Raw genomic sequence first — 20,839 nt, 5'->3', positions numbered from 1 at the left:
ACAAACAAAACATCGCTGACTGTCGCCACCCACTGCAAAAGAGCCTTATATAAAAGAGATAGCACCATGGCAAAACGCTTAGAAAATAACTTCCAGTTTTTAGATATACCAAGATTTGATCCAACCAAAAAAGACATTGCAACACGTTCAACAGAGTTTGTTGAAATTTATAAACCTTTCGAAAACGAAGCTGTTGCTCAGCAAGCGCATCGTTGTCTTGAGTGTGGTAACCCGTACTGCGAATGGAAATGTCCAGTACACAACTATATCCCTAACTGGCTAAAACTGGCCACAGAAGGCCAGATATTTCAGGCAGCTGAATTGTGCCACCGTACTAATACCTTGCCTGAAGTGTGCGGACGAGTTTGCCCACAAGATCGTCTGTGTGAAGGCGCTTGTACGTTAAATGATGGTTTTGGTGCAGTGACCATTGGTAATGTCGAAAAATATATCAACGATACCGCGTTTGCACTTGGCTGGCGTCCAGATATGTCTGAAGTCGTTTGGACAGACAAAAAAGTCGCTATCATTGGCGCAGGACCAGCAGGTTTAGGTTGCGCAGATATCTTGGTCAGAAATGGTGTCAAACCAGTTGTCTTTGATAAGCGCCCTGAGATTGGCGGCTTACTAACATTTGGCATCCCTGAGTTCAAAATGGAAAAAGATGTCATGCGCAATCGCCGCGTGATCTTTGAAGACATGGGTATCGAATTCCGTTTAGAGACAGAGATTGGTACAGACGTCACGATTGATGAGCTATTGGCTGACTATGACGCGGTATTTATGGGTATGGGTACATACACCTATATGCGCGGCGGCTTTGCTGGTGAAGAGCTGACAGGCGTCTACGATGCACTAGATTACCTGATTGCGAACGTGAACCGTTGCAATGACTGGGAAAAAGACGCTGAAGAGTACATCGACTTTAAAGGTAAAAAGGTGGTGGTACTCGGTGGCGGTGATACCGCAATGGACTGTAACCGTACCAGTATCCGTCAAGGCGCCGAAAAAGTAGTTTGTGCCTATCGCCGTGACGAGGAAAACATGCCTGGTTCACGCCGTGAAGTGGTCAATGCTCGCGAGGAAGGCGTTGAGTTCTTATTCAATCGTCAGCCAACCGAAATCATTGGCTTAAACGGTAAAGTTAACGGCGTAAAAGTCGTTACTACTCAGCTGGGTGCACCAGACAACCGTGGTCGTCAACGCCCTGAGCCAATCCCTAATTCTGAAGAGATCATCCCATGTGATGCAGTCATCATGGCCTTTGGTTTTAGACCAAGTCCTGCTGATTGGTTTGAGTCTCAACAAGTGGGGATGGACAGCTCTGGTCGCGTACTAGCAGCCGAAAAGCAAATCTTCAAATTCCAGACCCAAAATCCTAAAATCTTCGCTGGTGGCGATATGGTGCGTGGTTCTGATTTGGTTGTGACAGCGATTTGGGAAGGCCGTGAAGCTGCGGAAGGTATTCTAGACTACCTAGAAGTGTAATACGCTAGCGTAATAGACTATTATTCACTAACACTAACACTAACACTAACACTGACGCAGATCTTGATAAGTAATTCGATGAGTCATTTGGTGAATAATCTTCAATAGCGTAGATTTCAATATAGTGTGCTAGGATATTTTTTATAACGCCTTTTACCTGTGAATAATAGGTAAAAGGCGTTATTTTTTGTCCGTCATTTTGCTGATAGAATATCAACTTATACTTACCGCTAGTTAGTGATATTTTTTAATAATTTTTTATCAAAATATCTCACTTAAATATTCCACCCAAAAAGAGTAGCCTTGCGTGAAACCCACCCTTTATCAGCGTATTACTGCTCCATTTGTCGAACCCTATGTTCGCTACCAACATGCAGATATTTTACATGCCATACGCCTAGGTACGGCTGTGATACTGGCTTTATTGGTCAATAAAATCACCAATCTTCCGCACGGTGAATGGACGACCATTACAGTATTTATTATTCTAGGGTTATTGCAATACCAAGGCGCTATTTATACTAAGGCGAAAGAGCGCGTAATCGGTACTTTATTGGGTATTGGTACTGCGCTTGGGGTGTTATGGTTTAATCAAAATGCGGGTGCATGGCTATGGGTAGACTATGCGCTTATTGGTTTGCTCAGCGGCATCATTGGCTATCTAGCCGTCAGACAGCTCGGGTATACAGGACTGTTAACGGGTATCACTATGTTGATGATTGTCTCTGATTTAGGCAATAATAGCATTGGTCAGGATGGCATCTACCGCGCGCTAAATATCTTACTGGGGACAGGCGTTTCGGTAGCAGTGACGCTGATTTTGCCGCTCAAATCAACGTTGATGTGGCGGTTCTTATTGAGTAGCAACCTTGACGCTTGTAGTAGTCTCTATGCAGGCGTAGGTCATCATATTGACGCAACGGATGGAGTGGTGGATGACTCTGTTCAAAAGCTAAACCCAGTAGCCTTTCCTGTTAAGGAAGTACCCGTTGATAGGGCATTGGTCACAGCGTTACAGCAGATTAATAAACGTCTGCTGGCTGTGCGACCACATATCGCGGCGACAGCCAGTGAGTCAGGAATCGAAAAAGAAACGCTAGAGACGATCCAACGTACCCACCGTAATATTATCGGGACGATTGATTTACTGTTAAGTGCGGCTCCACGTTTGGCGAACATCGAAATTGATGAAGAAAACCATGTTTTATTGGTACATTATCAGCATGAGCTAACCCAAGCGATGCAGCACATGGGAGCGGTGTTACGTAGTCCAAGCGATGAAGTATTTCGACCCATTACTCGTATTGCCGTCTCGGAGTATCCAAGCGTACAGCACCTAGCATTTGAGTGGCAGGGCTATTTTTGGTTGACCCAAACCTTGCAGACTCAATTACAGCAGCTGAGTGATTTACTACAAACATCGAAACCGCATTGGTTTGCTGCATCTGGTCTAGGCTATCAGCGCCGCGAGCAGCGCCGGATGAAAGAGCAGGGCGGCGAGACGGATTTACATTTATGACATACAAAAAAACGCTGACCATTTAGGATCAGCGTTTTTATTTTTAAAAGACTACTTTATTTTAAAGTACTAAATCAAAACTATTAACGACCCGTCTTTAGCTTATCCCAGTACTGTTGATACACTTGCAACGCTTCATCGCCTACATCTTCTTGGAACTCAGCTTTTGCTAATACTTCTTTAGAAGGATAAATCGTTGGATTGTTTTGGACGCTCTCATCCATCAGCTCACGCGCTGCTATGTTTGGTGATGCGTAGCCAATCTCTTCGCTGACGATTTTTGCATTTTCAGGACGTAATAAATAATCAATAAACTTATGTGCTGCATCAACTTGCTTAGCATTTTTTGGAATGACAAAGTTGTCCATCCACAAGATAGCGCCTTCGGTTGGATACTTATAAACCAAGCTGGTCAGGCCTTCGTCATTGGCCATGACTGCTTCACCATTCCATGTCATACCAAGCGCAGTCTCACCTTCGATATATGGCATACGTGTCGCATCAGAGTTAAAAGTTTTGACGTTTGGCATCAACGTAGTGAGCTTATCGTAAGCGGCTTCGATTTCGTCAGGATTGCTACTGTTACCTGAGTAGCCAAGAGTCAGCAGTGCCATACCAAAGACTTCACGCACGTCATTGGTCAGCATCACCTGACCCTTATACTTAGGATCCCATAGGTCATTCCAGCTATTGACAGTTTTCGGATCGACACTGTCACCGTTAATGGCGAGACCGGTGCTGCCCCACATATAAGGGATAGAGTATTTGTTATCAGGATCGACTTTGGTATTAGTGAATGAGGTATCAAGGTTTTTGAAATTGCTCAGTTTTGATTTATCTAGCTCTTGTAGTAGTCCTTCTTTCGCCATCTTTTCGACATAATAAGTCGATGGAATGGCTAAGTCATACTGGCTCGAATCATCCAATAGTTTGAGCTTGGCATACATGGCTTCGTTAGAGTCAAATGTGGTGTAATTAACTGAGATGCCAGTCTCTTCTTCAAAGCCATCTAAAATCTCTTGCGGCATATATTCCGACCAGTTGTAAAGGTTCAGCGTCTCATTGCTCGCCGCAGCACTGCCATCCGCTGCATTGTCAGAGTTGCTACAACTGGCAAGCACCAAGCCGACAGCTGCTGCTAATAATGCTTTTGGCACTATGCGACCGACACTAGCCGAGGTGTGAGTAGTTGGATGGGACGATGATAAGTGGGTCAAAATATCTCTCCTAAATAAAGATAATGCAAATCAGAAAAATTCAATAAAAAAGCCAAAAAGATAAAAGTCTGACATGGCCAATAGAACTATTATGGTCATTAGTTTATACAATTTAAAGGGTCATCATTAAGGCAATGCTCAATAATACTAATAAAAATAGCCAGTTGGGCTAATGAGATGAGTAGCAAAACTAACTTAATGACAGCTAATTTTGGGTAGAATTGCTAGCGAGCTGCTAACGTCGAATCGAAAAAAGATAGCATATAACCATGCTATGATTGGCGCAGGCCGAAGTATGACGAACATCATCTAAGCAGATATCAGCCTTTGGCTTTAAGACACCAACCATACCATAATAATAAAGGATACAGCACAATGACCGAAAGTACCTCAACTCAAAACGCCTTGAATAAAAGCCACTCAGTTATACCGGCATTGCTTACGGATAAAGTCGCCATAGTCACTGGTGCCAGTCGAGGGCTTGGTGCACAGATTGCACAGCAAATGGCAGCAGCAGGCGCTATCGTTTGCGTCAACTACCTCAATAGTAAAGAGGCTGCTGAGGCAGTAGTGGCTGATATCATCGCGACAGGTGGACAAGCATTTGCTTATCAGGCGGATGTGACCGATCTTGAGCAAGTACAAGCCATGGCAGCTGAAGTCATCACTCGTCATGGTCGTATCGATATATTGGTCAATAATGCCTTGCCAAGTTATCAGTTCAATCCAAGCGCTGCGTACACTAGTATTGAAACAGTAAAGTGGTCGCACTTTTCGCAACAAATGGACGGTATCGTCAAGGGCGCAGTCAATACAGTGCAAGCAGTGTTGCCGCAAATGAAAGCGCAGCAAGTAGGTAAAATTATTAACATCTCAACCAATCTTGTCTACAACCCAGTGGTTACCTATTATGATTACACCACGGCTAAATCAGCATTGATTGGACTGACCCGCAACCTAGCGAGCGAGCTTGGACAGTATGGTATTCGGGTTAATTTGCTAGCAGGTGGCTTATTAAAAACCACCGACGCAAGCAGCTTAACCACTGAAGAGGTATTTGACTATATCGCGACTACGACGCCGCTGCGCCAAGCGACTTCGGTAGCTGACTTTGCCAATTCAGTATTGCTCATGGCATCTGATTTGAGCATGGCTATTACTGGACAATCTATCGCTGTCGATGGTGGCTTAACCATGCCTTAATTGAGGCCTTAACTGACGCCTTACGTTCTATTAGATTTGTAGAAAGAATGAAATGAATACTCGATAAGGTATTGGAGTCATCACCGCTCCAGCTTTCATTTGTATTTTCTATATAAAATTAGACCATAATAAAAAGCCCTTACTAATCGATTAGTAAGGGCTTTTTTAAAATGAACGTTAATTAAATGAACATTAATGGCTTTATGTGCCTGAACAGTCTTACGACTTCATTGCTAACTGATTAAGCACGGTTTGAATACCATACTCTTCAATCGTCCCAGTGACAAAGTCAGCGCGTTCTATTAAAGCTGGCTGTGCATCTCCCATGGCCACAGCAAATCCAACCAAGTCGAACATTTCTAAGTCATTCATACCATCACCGAATGCCATACACTCGCTTGCATCTACCGCATAGTACTCGCATACATCTTTGATGCCGCGAGCTTTTGATGCCTCTGCTGGCAATATATCGGCACCAATCTGATGCCAATGTACCAGCTTTAAATCATACTGGGCAAAATCGATGTCTTGCATCTTTTCTTGCTGATTATTAAAGAATACCGAGCATTGATAGACGGTATTTGATTTGTAGTACTCAGGGTCAAGGATCGAGTTGGGCGTGACCGCATTGAACTCGCGTAAACGTTCATTTTCACCTGACCACGCGATATGAGTGGCAGAGTCAAACTTATGAATCAAATCACTCTGTTGGCACAGGCGTACGATTTTATCTGTCTGTTCAGCAGTTAAAGGGTAGTGGCTGATTCGGCCGCTTTTATCAAAACTGTATTGTCCATTCATACAAATAATGGCGTCCAATATATCTGCATCAAGCAACGCTAGAATGTCTTCAGGCAATATGGCTTTAGAGCGGCCAGTCGAAATCACTAGTTTAATATCGGTATCTGCAAGCTGCTCAAGCGTCGCTTTATTGTGTTCAGCGATAATGCCGTTACGGCTCAAGGTATCATCGATGTCAAAAAAGATGATTTTTGGGATCGAGATTTTAGTAGTCATACTTTCTTTGGCAATCTTATCTTCAATAAACATGATGATCCTATTATTTTTAGTCGTGTAGATACAATGATTCAGATACTACTACAACATACCCAATCAGATAAATACCTATCGAGTAACCTATGATGCTGCAAGTATGCTTATTGAGACAGTATTTGGATGTAGCCTGTAGAACCGCTCATTGCTTGTCCAGAGGATTAACAAAAATGCTAAACGATATGATTAACTTAACCGTGTCTATGTATTATAAAGTTATATTCAATTATCAAAAACAATCTACCAAATAAGATGGACTCTCGTTATTAATGCATCAGCTACCTAAAGGAATAAGTATGAAATTCTTTACCTTAAAATCGGTTACAGTTTTGGCAACAGTGGCTTTATCTGCCAATACTTTTGCAATGGATGTTGAATTTAATGATGCTGTTTGGGATGGCAAAAAAATACCTGAGGGGCAGCAATGTCTAAACTATGGTGGCAAAAGTCCAGCCACGCCTAGCATGACTGTTTCAAACATTCCGGCAGGCGCGGAAAGCCTGGTATTCGTCTATAACGATGTAAGCAACAAACGTATGCAGAATGGTGGCCATGGTATCGTCGAGTTTGTACTACCAGAGGGTGCTACGAACGCAGAAGTGCCACGAGTATTTGGTCACACTTACGAAGTACCAGTAGGTATTGAGATGGTTGCAGAATACCGCAGTCGTAAAGGCGAGGCGGGCGGTGCATATAAGCCACCTTGTTCTGGCGGCAAGAACCATCTGTATACGGTAGATGTACAAGCATGGCAAAGTGATTCGGTACTTGCTGAGACAACAGTTGAGATGGGTCGGTATTGATACGTTAGCTATTCAATTAGTATGCAATAAAGTCGTTTATACAAAACTGTTTATATATAGCGTAGACGGCTGTTTATTGAGGGTAGGTTATGTTTTATATACCTATAAATACGCTAACTTAATAAACATGACAGACCCTGATGAATCCTTGTAGAGTTTAGTCTATAAGTAAACATGACTTAGTCGTATAAGTGCGTTGAGGCAGGGCTATAGGAGAATATAGATTAGGCTTGTTAATTATTGGAATAATGCCAAGATACTGAACGTGACAACTTTGTAGTATAATTTTACTACTATGAATATTGGTATGCTATATCATTGAAACTTCTATGTTATAAATCTAAAAAAATCATAGCAAATGATAAAAAACGTTATTAATTATACTTTATCTTAAAGTATACCTTGATTTGAATGAATTTTTTATAAATAAGGTTTCTTATGAACATAACGACAAGCCAATCCTCAGAAGATAGAAAAAGGCATGGCGAGCATATTCTTATCCACATGACATATATCGCCAAAAATGTCGATCTAGATTCTGGGATTGAGCTGACTCGCGCACTTGAGTACTGGCGCAGATATTTTGAAGAAAACGATATCGTTTCAGCTTTAGTCATTAGTGAAGGTTATTTCGTTCAAAGTTTTCAAGGGACAAGGCCTGCTATCAATACTGCCTTGGAAAAGATACTTGACGAGCATTCCACCATTGTCCCTAATATTGTGAATATAGAGGAAATCGAATCGCGCCACTGGAATGGGTTTTTAGTTAAGCATTTAACCTCAAGCGTTGAAGATGAAGAGTATGCCTTAAAAAGTTTCTCAGCAGGGTTTGATTTCAATCCTTATCTAATGAAAAGCTCTCAGATTGAAAGCTTTCTGAAAGCGGTTTTTGAAAATGTTGAATCTAATTAATTTTTAATGAGTAGCATTTCTATACCATAAGAGTCATCTATTTTAATTGGCGTAAAAAAGCCGTCTATAAAGTGTCTTTTGATTTAGATAATTTTTTTATAAATAAGGTTTCTTATGCATATCACTACCAACCAACCTTTAGAAGATAGAAAAAGACATGGCGAGCATATCATTCTCAGCCTAACGTATATTGGCAGAAATAGTGACAGTAATAATGGAATAGGGTTGGCTCGTCTGCTTGAGCAATGGCGAAGGAATAATGAAAAAAGTGGTGTAACCTCAGCGCTTGTCGTGAATGACAATTACTTTATTCAAAATATTGAAGGTCCAAGACCTCTTATCAATGAAATACTAGTAAAATTGATCAGTGAGTACTCTTACCTAGTACCCCACCTCAGTGAAATTGAGGAAATAGAAGAACGTAGGTGGGATGGGTTTTTAATAAAATATTTAACATCAAGTGCAGAAGACGAAGCATATACCCTAAAAAGTTTCTCAGCAGGTGCTGACTTTAATCCGTATCTAATGAAAAGCACTCAGATTACAAGCTTCCTGAAAGCGATCTTTGAGGATGCTGTATCTAATAAGTCTTAAATAATTTCTCTATTTTGAGTAGCGTAGAAAAGCCGCCTATACATTGTGTATAGGCGGCTTTTTAAGCTGTTTAATTTTATTAGCTAGATTTTGAACTAGGGTTTCCAAAATTTAACTAGTCAAACTAGCCAATCTCAACACTCGTCACGTTCTGAAAGCCTCTTGGCAGCTGTCCACCACGATTACCGCGAACACCCGTATAGTTAGCCAAATCATTTGGCTTGAGTGTCACATGGCGTTTGCCAGCAGTAATGACAAGGCTGTCCTGCTGACTAAGTGGTGTGATTGCGAGAACTTCTTCACCGTCTTTTAATTTAATAAGTTTGTTCCCTTTACCGCGAGCTTGTTCAGGCAAATCATCAAGAGCAAATATCAGTAGATACCCTGCATTGGTCGCGACAGCAACATGATCAGGTGTCACACGCACATTGCTATTTTCACCTTCTGTATTAGCGGCCGTCTCTACTGGTACGTCGATACGTGCAACTGGGAGCAAGCGACTATCAGTTGCTAGGTTAATAACGTTTTTACCGGCTTTTTGATTGCTATCGAGGTTGCCAATAGTATTGATAAAACCATAACCTGCTGAGCTGGCAAGGATAATGCGTTGCTCGTTATCACCCGTTAGTAGCTGCTCAAAGCTAGCGCCTGCTGGCGGCTTTAATACACTGGTCAATGGATCACCTTGACCACGCGCAGACGCTAAGTTGTGCGCATCGATACTATAGCTGCGTCCCGTACTATCGAGTACGTAAATCCTTTCGTTTGATTTACCGCGCACGTGCGCTTGATAGCTGTCACCTGAGCGGTAACTCATACCAGCAGCATAGACATCATGGCCCTTGGCGGCACGAATCCAACCTGCCTTTGATAATATGGCAGTGACCGGCTCACTCGGTACGAGATCTGACTCTTTTAGTGCTTTTGCTTCTTCGCGTTCTGCCAATGGTGATACACGCTCATTGCCATGTTCTTTCATATCGGCAGTAAGCTCATCGATCATCAGATTGGTTAGACTGTCTGGATTGTCTAAGTATTCTTGAATGATGGCACGTTCGGCAGCAAGTTCATCTTGCTCGCGGCGCAGCTCAATCTCTTCTAATTTTGCCAACTGACGCAAACGAATATCCAAGATAGCATTGGCTTGAATGTCAGTCAGGTCATAATCCTGCATCAAGGTCGCTTTTGGATCATCCTCTTCACGAATGATGCGAATCACTTCATCGATATTCAGATAAGCAATCAGTAAACCCGCCAAAATATGCAAGCGTTTATCGATTTTATCGAGGCGATATTGCAAGCGGCGTGTGACTACTGAACGGCGACAGATTAACCATTCTTCCAAGACTTCTTTTAAGTTTTTCACCTGCGGCTTACCATTTAAGCCAATCATATTCATATTGACGCGGTAATTGCTTTCTAGGTCAGTACTAGCAAACAGATGGCTCATGACGCGTTCGACATCGACTCGCGTTGAGCGCAACTCAAGGACAATACGACAAGCGTTTTCGTGATCTGATTCATCATGAATATCCGTCACCCAAGGCAGCTTCTTATCAGTCATAAGCTTAGCAATTTGCTCTTGGATTTTGTTGCCCGAGACTTGGTAAGGAAGCGCGTCAATGATGACGAGATTTTTTTCTTTAGGGTCAACATGAAAGGTTGCGCGCATCTTATAACTGCCGCGTCCAGTCTCGTACATCGCTTGCAAATCTTTTTTGCTAGTGATGATTTCCGCTGGCGTTGGCAGATCAGGTGCTGGTATTGATTGGGTAAGCTGCTTAACCGATAGCTCTGGGTTTTTAAGCAAACGAATAGCCGCGCGTACCACTTCATTAAGGTTATGCGGCGGAATATCGGTTGCCATACCGACTGCGATACCTGTCGTACCGTTTAATAAAATATTAGGTAAGCGGGCAGGTAGGGTAGTTGGTTCTTGCATCGTGCCATCAAAGTTATCTTGCCAATCGACCGTACCTTGTCCCAGTTCTGCGAGCAAAGTATTGGCATAAGCTGACATTTTGGCTTCGGTATAACGCATCGCCGCAAAGGATTTCGGATCATCTGGGCTACCCCAGTTACCTTGACCAGTGATAAGCGGATAGCGATAACTAAACGGCTGAGCCATCAGTACCATTGCCTCGTAACAAGCGCTGTCACCATGCGGATGGTATTTACCCAAGACGTCACCGACCGTACGTGCGGATTTCTTGGCCTTAGCAGAGGACTTTAGCCCAAGCTCGCTCATGGCATAGACGATGCGACGTTGGACAGGTTTTAGACCGTCAGCGATATTTGGCAACGCCCGATCCATGATGACGTACATGGCATAGTTGAGATAGGCCTGCTCAGTGAACTCTGCGACTGAACGAGTATCCATCGGCTCATTGGGAATAATTGGGGCGATCGTATGATCAATAACATCAGACATAAAATAGGATTCACTTATCAGTTTTAATAGGTATAGATAATTGGTTCAAGCATACAAATAGGATAGTGCTATCGTAAAGGATATTGCACCAATTAAAAAGACGTATGTCAGAATATACGACATCTCGTGACGTGCTTAAAACAAGCGCTTATAAAGGCCTTTTATAGTATGGTGATTCATAGCTTTTATAGATCAAGTTAAGTATAGTAAATCTAATATTTGTTTTTTATAGGGTTAATAAATATCTTAATATTTAATCGTTTTTATTTAGGATGTTTTATCTACTATTAGTCTAAAGAAAGTAGGTACAGAATAGCTTTAATGCAAAATTAATAACTGAAAGTATGACAGCTAATAGACTAAATAAGACGGCTGCTTTGCCTATTTAAATAGCATTAACCATATATTGACACGGACAAGTCGCTACTGAATTATCTTACAATAAGGAATTTCTGTTATGTCATGTGACCCTTTATCTCAAGTTTCTGCCTCTACAATGCTAAAAAACGAAAGTAAGCACCTAGGGAAAAACGCTACTAGAAATGTACTATTGATTACTGCTATAACCAGTCTAGGATTGACAGCCTGTAGCCCTTCACAAATGAGCAAAACGCCACCAGCCGAGACAAGCAGCACAGTCAATCAAGATGCAGCAGTGGTGTCAGAGTCTATCATGGCGTCACCCAGTGTTAAGCCCTCAGTCATCAGCCAACAGATGATGATACGTTCTGCGGCGCAGACAGGTATCGTACGCCCATTACCGAGCATCATAGTCACGCCAGAGGCAAAAGACAACTATCAAAAAAACGCAGCCAATCCTGTACATCGAACTACGGATATGGCGGTATCCACCCTGTCTATCGATACCGATACGGGCAGCTACGCCAATGTGCGCCGCTATTTAAACGAGGGTCAACTACCACCTGTTGATGCCGTACGGGTAGAGGAATTGATTAATTATTTTAACTATCAATTTGATGATGGCAAACGCTTAGGTAGTGCCCCGTTTGTTGTATCAACTGAGGTAGTGGACTCGCCTTGGGATAGAGCAGATCAGGATAATAAAATCGTCAAAGTTGGTATCAAAGCCGTTGATAGTAGCTGGTCGCAAAAAACAGATAAGCAATCTATGCCACCTGCCAATCTCGTATTTTTAGTAGATGTGTCAGGCTCTATGTCGTCGCGCGATAAGCTACCATTGGCACAGTCTTCGCTTAAGTTGTTGACAGAGCAAATGCGCGCCCAAGACAGTATCAGCATCGTGACCTATTCAGGTAGTACTAGTGTGGCATTGCCTGCGACCAATGGTGACCAAAAAGCAAAAATATTGGCTGCGATCGATGGATTAAATGCTTCAGGCTCAACCAATGGAGAAGACGCTCTTAAATTGGCCTATAGACAAGCTGAACGAGGACTAAAAAAGAACGGTATCAATCGAATTATGATGCTAACGGATGGCGATTTTAATGTCGGTATTACTGATGTCGATGAGATGTTAGATTTGGTCAAAGCCAATCGCGATCGCGGTATCTCTTTGTCTACCGTTGGCTTTGGTCGTGGTAACCTTAATGATCACATGATGGAACAGATGGCGGACAACGGCAATGGTAATTACAGTTATATTGACAGTCTAACTGAAGCCAAAAAAGTCTTTGGTGATGAATTAGCAGCGACATTTAACACTGTTGCTAAAGATGTAAAAGTCCAAGTTGAGTTTAATCCCGATGTGGTAAGTGAGTGGCGCTTGATTGGTTATGAAAATCGCGTACTGGCTGAAGAAGATTTCAATAATGACAAAATTGATGCAGGTGAGCTTGGGGCAGGTAAGGCGGTTATCGCTTTGTTTGAGGTAACTCCAAAAGGACAAAAAGGGTTATATAGCGATCGCCGTTATGCTGCTAGCAATGCCAGTATTAGTTCGAATAACAAACAGAACTCTAATGAGCTTGGCTATCTAAAAATTCGTTATAAAGCACCGACAGGTGGTAGCTCTAAACTGATTAGCCAACCGATTAATAAAGCTAGCCACGCTTTAAATAAAGCCAGTATCGATACTCAGTTTGCGATGGCAGTAGCAGGGTTCGGTCAACGCTTGATTCAAAGCGATTATATTAATGACTGGCAGTACAGCGATAGCACTAAGCTTGCCAAAAGTAGTATCGCAGATAGACCAAGTAGCGATACTAATGGTACTCGTCGCAACTTTGTGACGTTGACTGAGCTGGCGAGTGCGCTAAAAAACAGCCGATAGTGAACAGATATCGTGTCGGGATGGTCATTAGGGAGCAAAAGTCAATGGTCATATTTTCTAATGGTACGACTGAGATTTTTAATCTAATATATTGATATTTATAGGGATATTGAGCGTCAAGCCTATTTGAGAACTGGTATAGCAATCTTTTGTATTGAGTACTATGTATAAAGTGTGTATGTTAATGAACAAAGGGCTATTTACCGCTATATTGTTCGCTCAGCACTATACAAATATATTGCAGCCTTGCTTTTTATCATAACGATAGGCAAGACTCTGACGTTTTGTATATTTATCACACTGTGATTGGCGTGGGTTGACGGTAATGTATTATTACTAGGAGAGAAAAGATTATGGAAAATCAAGGAAACTTAACCCGTCGTGACGATAAAGTTTGGCTAAAAACGTATGAAGAACTTGGTCTGGAGTATGACATTGAGTTGCCAGCCGACAATACGTCACTTATCGATATTTTCGAAAAAAGCTTCGCTGAAAATGCTGATAAAACTGCCTATATCTGCATGGGTTCATCGTTAAGCTTCCAAGAAGTAGATTTATACAGCCGTCAAATGGCCGCTTATCTACAGTCATTAGGATTGGTAAAAGGCGATAAAGTTGCGGTCATGATGCCCAACATTTTGCAGTTACCAATCTCTGTCATCGCTGTACTACGTGCAGGCTTTACCTTAGTTAACGTCAACCCTCTGTACACTACCAGAGAGCTTGAGCACCAATTGACCGATTCAGAAGCCAAAGTGCTAATCATGGTCGAAAACTTTGCCAAAACCTATCAAGACATCGGTCGCAATGTGGTGGATAAAGTCGTGATTACGGGTATGGGCGATTTGATGGGTACGCTCAAAGGCTTTATGGTTAATACGGTCGTCCGCCATGTCAAAAAAATGGTGCCAGACTATAGTATTTCTAATAGCGTTAGTTTCAAAAGTGCATTAAAGCAAGTCACGGCTAGCAAATATAAGCGCCCAACCAATATCACACTCGATGATATCGCTGTCCTACAGTATACCGGTGGTACGACAGGTGTGGCGAAAGGTGCGATGCTAACGCACAAAAACTTGGTGGCAAACTTAATTCAGTCTAATACCTTTTTGGGCACCGCTTTTGATGATTTAGATCAAAGAGGTGAGCAACCTGTGATTATGACGGCATTGCCGATGTATCATATTTTCTCATTTACCGTATGTGGCATGTTCGGTCTGTATCGCGGTTGTGTGGTGCTATTAGTACCAAACCCACGTGATCTTGATAGCTTGTTAAAAGCATATAAAGCCAATCCACCAGCGTTCTTCCCAGCGGTCAACACGTTGTTTAACGCACTTGCCAATAACGAAGAATTTATCGCGATGGATCATAGCAAGCTGCGTCAGTCGATGGGTGGTGGCATGGCGGTACTGAGCCCAACAGCCGAAAAATGGCGCCAAGTGACAGGTAATATTATTATTCAAGGTTATGGCTTGTCTGAAACATCACCAGTCGCGACCGCTAACCCTAGCAACAGCAAGACATTCACTGGCACTATTGGTGTCCCTATGCCAGCAACAGATGTGGCGATTTTGGATGATGCAGGTAATGAAGTAGCACTTGGTGAGCGCGGCGAGATTAGTGTTCGTGGTCCACAGGTCATGAAAGGTTACTGGAACCGTGAAGATGCTACTGCCGAAGTCATGACAGCAGATGGATTCTTCCGTACTGGTGATATCGGTATTATGGCTGACAACGGATATGTGACCATCGTTGACCGCAAAAAAGACATGATTTTGGTGTCTGGTTTTAACGTTTATCCGAATGAAGTCGAAGAAGTCATGGCTGGACATCCTAAGATTTTAGAATGTGGTGTCATCGGTATCGAAGATGAGAAGAGCGGTGAGATTCCTAAGGTCTATGTTGTCCGTAACGATCCAAGTCTGACCACCGAAGAAGTTCTTGAGTACGGTAAAGAGAACCTAACAGGTTATAAGCGTCCTCGTCGTGTTGAATTTATTGATGAGCTACCAAAATCGAACGTTGGTAAGATTTTGCGTAAAGATCTACGCGTACTTGAAGAAAAAAACCACGGTTAATTTGCTGATACACGCACCTAAAGAGTTGTTTGATAGATGCGTGTATTAACCAAAGATACATGTGAAAGTAACGCACGATTAGATGCTGTAGTAACTAAAGTAGTAACCAAAAATGATAAGGCTGCAACCATGCTGTCTTATCATTTTTTTGTCTTTATCGCTTTTGACATTTGCGGATGACAGCTACTATTAATAGAGAATATCTATTAAAACTGCTATAGTGCCCATCGACGTATTTTTGTTTTTGTCCAAAAAACCGTACTGGTTTTGCTTAAGGTAACTGGTGAAATCATGGTAGTAAATATTGTTCTCGACTTGGTCGTGCTGAGTGGTAGTATTATTTATCATAGACCCAGTAACACACTTTAATTTGCAAAGCTTATGAATGACAAACCCGATCATACTTATCTATTTCTTATTCATAAGCTTCTGCTGTCAGCAATAATCATAAAAAATGGTGTTTCCATTAGCATATTCAATGTTTTTAACAGTAACATTTAGGGAAAATTATGACGGATAATATTAATAAAAAAACGACAGATAATAGCGCTGCAACTGACGATAAAGCCAATACTACTAACGACGTTTATCAAAGCAATGCGTTTCCTACTATGCCGACCATCGACAGTGATAGTCCGTGGCTGAGCGCTTATGAGCGCTATAGCATCGATGCTACTATCGAGATGCCAGAAGACAATACCTCTCTACTTGATGTGTTCGAGCGTAATTTTAGCCGTTATGGTCAAAAACCTGCCTATATCTGCATGGGCACATCGATTACTTTTAAGCAATTAGATCTATATAGCCGACAGATTGCTAGCTATTTGCAGTCAATAGGACTGGTCGCAGGCGATAAAGTTGGGGTAATGATGCCCAACGTCTTGCAGTATCCAGTGGTCGCTTTGGGTATCATTCGTGCAGGGATGGTGTTGGTCAATGTAAACCCTCTATACACCAGCCGTGAGCTATCACATCAGTTGCATGACAGTGGTGCTAAAGCACTATTTATTGTTGAAAACTTTGCCAAGACGTATCAAGATGCCGAAGACAAAGGTCAGGTAGAGCATGTAGTCGTGTGTACCATTGGCGATATGCTAGGTACGATTAAAGGAGCCGTGGTCAACCTCGTGGCTCGTCATGTCAAAAAGATGATTCCTGCTTATAGCATACCGAATAGTGTGAGCTTCAAGCATGCTTTAAATGCTGAATCAGCCAGCAAATACCAGCGCCCTGAGTTGAACTTAAGCGATGTGGCCTTGCTGCAATATACCGGTGGTACGACAGGAGTAGCGAAAGGCGCGATGCTGTCTCACGGCAATTTAGTCGCCAACATGCTACAGGTCAGTGCGCTGATGAACAGTGCATTTGATGATGATATAGATGGTAGAGATGTGATTTTGACCGCACTGCCGCTATATCACGTATTCTCATTTATGGTTTGCGGTATGTGTAGTATGTACCAAGGTTATGCCTCGCTACTCATTCCGAATCCGCGCGATCTTGATGGGCTTATCAAAGAGATGGCCAAGTACAAACCAGCGTTTATCCCTGCCGTGAATACTTTGTTTAACGGCTTAGTGCACAAAGATAACTTTGCTGATTTGGACTTTTCTAATCTAAAAGCATCTATCGGCGGCGGTATGTCAGTATTACCTAGCGTAGCCAAAGAGTGGCATAAAATCACAGGCCTGCCTATCGTTGAAGGTTACGGCCTATCTGAGACTTCACCCGTGGTGGCTTTCAATCCAATGACTATTGCGGAATTTACCGGAAAAATCGGTATTCCTGCGCCTAGCACCGATATCGTACTCATTGATGATGACGAAAATATAGTAGCCATGGGTGATCGCGGTGAAATCTGTGTAAAAGGTCCACAGGTCATGATTGGTTATCAGAATCGTCCGAAAGAAACTGCTGAATCCTTTACGGCTAGCGGTTACTTAAAAACTGGCGATATTGGAATCATGGACGAAAAAGGCTTTATCAAAATTGTTGATCGCAAAAAAGACATGATTTTGGTATCTGGTTTCAACGTCTATCCAAACGAAATTGAAGAGGCGATGAGTGAGCATCCAGCAGTCGTAGAATGCGGTGCTATTGGTGTACCAAATGATGATCGCGGCGAAGAGCCAAAACTGTTTGTGGTCAAAAAAGGCGACGTGACTGAAAAAGAGCTACTAGAATATGGCAAAAAACAACTGACTGGCTATAAGCGCCCACGTCATATACAGTTCGTTGACGAATTACCAAAGTCGAACGTTGGCAAAATCCTACGTAAGGAATTGCGTAAGATGGAAGGGTTAGAATAGTTTATATCTGACATTCTGATGATAACGGTGGCGTAATGGCAGGTGCGAATCTTGCTATTGCGCCGTTGTCACGTTAGGATATCTTAAGATTTTAGTCGACTACATACCTATCAATGTGTTTGCTAACGACTGATAGGTATTTTTATGACACTGCTTTTATAACATTGTACTAGGAATTTTTATGCGTATTGACAATCGTGAGCTTGACCAACTTCGCTCGATCAGCTTTGAGCGCCATTATACGAAGCATGCTGAAGGGTCAGTATTGGTAAGTTTTGGCGATACCAAAGTACTATGTACTGCCAGTGTAGAATCTGGTGTGCCGCGCTGGCTCAAGGGTAAAGGCAAAGGTTGGATCACAGCCGAGTATGGTATGTTGCCACGTGCGACCAACACTCGTAATCAGCGTGAAGCGGCTCGAGGTAAACAGTCAGGTCGTACGCAAGAGATTCAGCGTTTGATCGGTCGTAGCTTGCGTGCCATGATTGATCTGAGTAAACTTGGTGAAAACACCATCTATCTTGATTGCGATGTGTTGCAAGCGGATGGTGGTACTCGTACGGCCAGTATCACTGGTGCTGCAATTGCGCTTATCGATGCGCTAGAAAGCATCCAAAAGGCCAAAAAACTCAAAGCAGATCCGCTAATCGGATTGGTTGCGGCGGTTTCTGTTGGTATGAAAGATGGCGAAGCATATCTTGATCTAAACTATGAAGAAGACTCTAGCTGCGATACCGACTTGAACGTTGTGATGACCCAAAAAGGCGAGTACATTGAGCTGCAAGGTACTGCTGAAGAAAAGCCGTTCACTCGTGCTCAAGCAGATGCTATGCTGTCATTAGCTGAAAAAGGCATCGCTGAATTGATTAAAATGCAACAGACGGCGCTTGGTTGGTAGACTAGCGTTTAGATACAACACACTGTCTTTGTTTTTAGTGTCAATAACTGCCTGTTAGCTGCTAATAGGCAGTTTTTTAATAGAAAATATTCGTACATTACGTAATAGGTAACAACACATGCTAAAGCTAACTGATGATGGTGCCAAAATCACCTTACAAGGGCAAGCAAATGCTGCTGATAATGGCATGTTTTGGTTTGGTTCTGCATTATTGGTAGGGGCCGTCGCAGTCGCCATGGCGATGAGCTTATTGCCTGAGCGTCTAGCCATTGGTGCGCTTGCACTGCTTATCATTGGTAGCTTTATTTTTAATAAAAAGCGCCAACAGCATAAAAAGGCTATGAGCGGTATGATTAGCAGCGGCATATTGTGGGTAAGGGCTGGCGAGCTGGTCCATGACAATCTAGGTAAGCGTGAGCATATTCATTTAACGGATGGCGATAAGATAACGCTGATTGGTGAACAATTACAGATTGTCGATAGCAGTGACGTTCGCAAATATCATATTACTGGTTTCGAGAGTGCTCAAGAAGCAAAAGCTGCGAAAGCTATCTTGGAAGGGCAAGCGCTAACGAAACGCCATGTAAATATTAAAATGAAGAGTAATTAGTATCTTTTCTCCATTTCATACTGTACTAAAGCATAGCTATTGTCTTCGTATTATCTAAACTTCTAACTTAAGTGTCATTTTAAATTTCACTCGACGTGCCTCTCCAGTAACGTCATCCATCAGTATATTTATACCGTCTATCACCTATCGCAGGCGAATAGTGCTTGCAGATTTGTGCGCAAATGGTTTATAAGTATGATTATAAAATTTATCTTATTATTATTGATACTGTCATTGAGATCTAGTTGACAAGGAGTTAGTCATGCTGCGTTTGTCTATACCGTCAGTCGCCGCGTCGTGCGGTTTTTTACTATTTACCTGCGGCATGGTAGGGCAAGTCCATGCAGATAGTATGAGTATGCTTATCGCCCAAAAATCTATTCAACCAACGACAAATATGTCCTATCGTTATCCTGAGATACAGCGTTCAGCACCTACAGTCGTACCAGCGTTTTTATCAGGCAACTATGACAATGTCGATAGCGAGTATCTACCGCTATTGAGCAATGCCGAGACGCAGAGTAGTATGGCAGCACGTGAGGTAGTCAGTACCGCCCGCAAAATGGCACTTAACGAGCGCACAATTATTCAAGGTGGCTGCTGGGACTATTTAAATGCTGTATTCAATCGGGCAGGGGTATCGCGTAATACCATACACAAAGGCACTTATGCGCAAGGGCCCTATGCTAGTAGCAGCGAGATTGAAGCAGGTGACTGGCTCTATTATATCAATCATGGCTACAATGGCGTCGAGCATAGCGGACTGTTTGTCGGTTGGGTTGATGAGCGTGCCAAGCAGGCTTTGATACTGAGCTATGCTGGCGAAAATCGCCGTGAACCAGCTCGTTACCGCGTGTACGATTTAAGCAATGTTTATCAAATTATGCGCCCTAGTGTTTAGTGTTTGATGTTTCCAGTTTGACAACCTGTTCTATAAGTAAATAAAAAAGCGTCCGCAACTCATTGAAGTTACGGACGCTTTTATTTTGCATGTTAAATGATTTTTCTGAACCTAAAACGGTTTTACCACGACGAGAATAACGATAATCACTAAGGCAAAGACCGGCACTTCATTAAACCAGCGCCAGAATTTATGCGTTTTATAATGTGGATTATCAATTAGCTTTTTACGATAAAAGCCGCAAGCGCCATGATAGCCTGACAGCAGCACTACTAATAGCAATTTGACGTGTAGCCAGCCTTGGGTTTTATAGACATCCCAGCCCAGTCCTAACATCCATAGACCAAAAATCCATGTCGCTATCATCGATGGGGTCATGATACCGCGATATAGCTTGCGCTCCATAATGGCAAAGCGCTCATGGCTGATGCTATCGTCGCTCATCGCATGATATACGAACAGGCGCGGCAAATAAAATATCGCCGCAAACCAGCAGACCATCGAGATAATGTGCGCCGCTTTAATCCAGTTAAAATAATCTGCCATCATAGTTTCTCTTGCTTAACTTG

Annotated in this window: 16 protein-coding genes; 12 read left to right on the top strand and 4 right to left on the bottom strand. The window is 42.5% G+C overall.

Annotated features, from left to right (window positions below):
• Positions 1–66: 66 nt before the first annotated feature.
• Together CXF62_RS05220 and CXF62_RS05215 are read left to right on the top strand one after the other, a co-directional pair.
• Positions 67–1,488: a glutamate synthase subunit beta gene (locus CXF62_RS05220; RefSeq protein ID WP_102093184.1), complete on the top strand. Its 1,422-nt coding sequence runs from the start codon at positions 67–69 to the stop codon at positions 1,486–1,488.
• A gap of 307 nt (positions 1,489–1,795) precedes the next feature.
• Complete coding sequence (locus CXF62_RS05215; RefSeq protein WP_102093183.1) at positions 1,796–3,007, top strand: FUSC family protein; 1,212 nt, start codon at positions 1,796–1,798, stop codon at positions 3,005–3,007.
• 83 nt (positions 3,008–3,090) lie between these two features.
• On the opposite strand, the gene CXF62_RS05210 is transcribed toward CXF62_RS05215, so the two are convergent.
• Positions 3,091–4,224 (bottom strand): ABC transporter substrate-binding protein, encoded by a 1,134-nt coding sequence (locus CXF62_RS05210; protein ID WP_057761690.1) that lies wholly within the window; start codon positions 4,222–4,224, stop codon positions 3,091–3,093.
• 375 nt (positions 4,225–4,599) lie between these two features.
• Here CXF62_RS05210 and CXF62_RS05205 point away from each other — a divergent pair, with 375 nt between their 5' ends.
• Positions 4,600–5,427 (top strand): 3-oxoacyl-ACP reductase, encoded by an 828-nt coding sequence (locus tag CXF62_RS05205; RefSeq protein WP_102093182.1) that lies wholly within the window; start codon positions 4,600–4,602, stop codon positions 5,425–5,427.
• A 219-nt stretch (positions 5,428–5,646) separates the two neighbouring features.
• On the opposite strand, the gene CXF62_RS05200 is transcribed toward CXF62_RS05205, so the two are convergent.
• Complete coding sequence (locus CXF62_RS05200; RefSeq protein WP_102093181.1) at positions 5,647–6,477, bottom strand: Cof-type HAD-IIB family hydrolase; 831 nt, start codon at positions 6,475–6,477, stop codon at positions 5,647–5,649.
• A 299-nt stretch (positions 6,478–6,776) separates the two neighbouring features.
• Here CXF62_RS05200 and CXF62_RS05195 point away from each other — a divergent pair, with 299 nt between their 5' ends.
• The 3 genes from CXF62_RS05195 (at position 6,777) to CXF62_RS05185 (ending at position 8,789) form a co-directional block, all read left to right on the top strand.
• Entirely contained in the window at positions 6,777–7,283 is a 507-nt protein-coding gene (locus CXF62_RS05195; RefSeq protein ID WP_102093180.1) for a hypothetical protein, read from the top strand.
• A gap of 438 nt (positions 7,284–7,721) precedes the next feature.
• Positions 7,722–8,195: a BLUF domain-containing protein gene (locus CXF62_RS05190; RefSeq protein WP_102093179.1), complete on the top strand. Its 474-nt coding sequence runs from the start codon at positions 7,722–7,724 to the stop codon at positions 8,193–8,195.
• Positions 8,196–8,309: 114 nt separating this feature from the next.
• The gene (locus CXF62_RS05185; RefSeq protein WP_102093178.1) at positions 8,310–8,789 is read left to right on the top strand and encodes a BLUF domain-containing protein; all 480 of its coding nucleotides are present in this window, start codon (positions 8,310–8,312) and stop codon (positions 8,787–8,789) included.
• Between the two features lie 124 nt (positions 8,790–8,913).
• Here CXF62_RS05185 and parC read toward each other — a convergent pair whose 3' ends face one another.
• On the bottom strand, positions 8,914–11,220 hold the full coding sequence (gene parC / locus CXF62_RS05180; RefSeq protein ID WP_102093177.1) for a DNA topoisomerase IV subunit A: 2,307 nt from the start codon (positions 11,218–11,220) through the stop codon (positions 8,914–8,916).
• A 496-nt stretch (positions 11,221–11,716) separates the two neighbouring features.
• Between parC and CXF62_RS05175 the strand changes: the two genes are divergently transcribed.
• The 6 genes from CXF62_RS05175 to CXF62_RS05145 all read left to right on the top strand — a co-directional run bounded on the left by CXF62_RS05175 (position 11,717) and on the right by CXF62_RS05145 (position 20,270).
• Positions 11,717–13,471 carry a vWA domain-containing protein gene (locus CXF62_RS05175; protein WP_416220485.1) on the top strand — a complete coding sequence of 585 codons (1,755 nt, stop codon included), beginning with the start codon at positions 11,717–11,719 and terminating at the stop codon, positions 13,469–13,471.
• 353 nt (positions 13,472–13,824) lie between these two features.
• Entirely contained in the window at positions 13,825–15,552 is a 1,728-nt protein-coding gene (locus CXF62_RS05170; RefSeq protein WP_102093175.1) for an AMP-binding protein, read from the top strand.
• Between the two features lie 509 nt (positions 15,553–16,061).
• Complete coding sequence (locus CXF62_RS05160; protein WP_102093173.1) at positions 16,062–17,861, top strand: AMP-binding protein; 1,800 nt, start codon at positions 16,062–16,064, stop codon at positions 17,859–17,861.
• A 181-nt stretch (positions 17,862–18,042) separates the two neighbouring features.
• A complete protein-coding gene (gene rph, locus CXF62_RS05155; RefSeq protein WP_057761673.1) occupies positions 18,043–18,759 on the top strand; it encodes a ribonuclease PH in 717 nt (238 codons plus the stop codon).
• A gap of 118 nt (positions 18,760–18,877) precedes the next feature.
• Positions 18,878–19,369 carry a hypothetical protein gene (locus tag CXF62_RS05150; protein ID WP_102093172.1) on the top strand — a complete coding sequence of 164 codons (492 nt, stop codon included), beginning with the start codon at positions 18,878–18,880 and terminating at the stop codon, positions 19,367–19,369.
• 262 nt (positions 19,370–19,631) lie between these two features.
• Positions 19,632–20,270, top strand: a complete 639-nt coding sequence (locus tag CXF62_RS05145) for a hypothetical protein (RefSeq protein WP_102093171.1) — start codon at positions 19,632–19,634, stop codon at positions 20,268–20,270.
• Positions 20,271–20,381: 111 nt separating this feature from the next.
• On the opposite strand, the gene hemJ is transcribed toward CXF62_RS05145, so the two are convergent.
• On the bottom strand, positions 20,382–20,816 hold the full coding sequence (hemJ, locus tag CXF62_RS05140) for a protoporphyrinogen oxidase HemJ (RefSeq protein WP_057762639.1): 435 nt from the start codon (positions 20,814–20,816) through the stop codon (positions 20,382–20,384).
• Positions 20,817–20,839: the final 23 nt, after the last annotated feature.

Origin of the sequence: Psychrobacter sp. MES7-P7E (genome assembly GCF_002863645.1) — a bacterium.
In the GTDB taxonomy this organism is placed as follows: Bacteria; Pseudomonadota; Gammaproteobacteria; order Pseudomonadales; family Moraxellaceae; genus Psychrobacter.
The sequence above is the reverse complement of the archived record's forward strand: the minus strand, read 5'-3'. Positions and strand labels throughout refer to the sequence as shown.

Bases quoted from the DNA above. Each gene is read 5' to 3' on its own strand.
- CXF62_RS05220 (WP_102093184.1), top strand. From the start codon at position 67: ATGGCAAAACGCTTAGAAAATAACTTCCAGTTTTTAGATATACCAAGA.
- CXF62_RS05205 (WP_102093182.1), top strand. From the start codon at position 4,600: ATGACCGAAAGTACCTCAACTCAAAACGCCTTGAATAAAAGCCACTCA.
- CXF62_RS05200 (WP_102093181.1), bottom strand. From the start codon at position 6,477: ATGTTTATTGAAGATAAGATTGCCAAAGAAAGTATGACTACTAAAATC.
- CXF62_RS05195 (WP_102093180.1), top strand. From the start codon at position 6,777: ATGAAATTCTTTACCTTAAAATCGGTTACAGTTTTGGCAACAGTGGCT.
- CXF62_RS05190 (WP_102093179.1), top strand. From the start codon at position 7,722: ATGAACATAACGACAAGCCAATCCTCAGAAGATAGAAAAAGGCATGGC.
- CXF62_RS05185 (WP_102093178.1), top strand. From the start codon at position 8,310: ATGCATATCACTACCAACCAACCTTTAGAAGATAGAAAAAGACATGGC.
- parC (WP_102093177.1), bottom strand. From the start codon at position 11,220: ATGTCTGATGTTATTGATCATACGATCGCCCCAATTATTCCCAATGAG.
- CXF62_RS05175 (WP_416220485.1), top strand. From the start codon at position 11,717: ATGCTAAAAAACGAAAGTAAGCACCTAGGGAAAAACGCTACTAGAAAT.
- CXF62_RS05170 (WP_102093175.1), top strand. From the start codon at position 13,825: ATGGAAAATCAAGGAAACTTAACCCGTCGTGACGATAAAGTTTGGCTA.
- CXF62_RS05160 (WP_102093173.1), top strand. From the start codon at position 16,062: ATGACGGATAATATTAATAAAAAAACGACAGATAATAGCGCTGCAACT.
- rph (WP_057761673.1), top strand. From the start codon at position 18,043: ATGCGTATTGACAATCGTGAGCTTGACCAACTTCGCTCGATCAGCTTT.
- CXF62_RS05150 (WP_102093172.1), top strand. From the start codon at position 18,878: ATGCTAAAGCTAACTGATGATGGTGCCAAAATCACCTTACAAGGGCAA.
- CXF62_RS05145 (WP_102093171.1), top strand. From the start codon at position 19,632: ATGCTGCGTTTGTCTATACCGTCAGTCGCCGCGTCGTGCGGTTTTTTA.
- hemJ (WP_057762639.1), bottom strand. From the start codon at position 20,816: ATGGCAGATTATTTTAACTGGATTAAAGCGGCGCACATTATCTCGATG.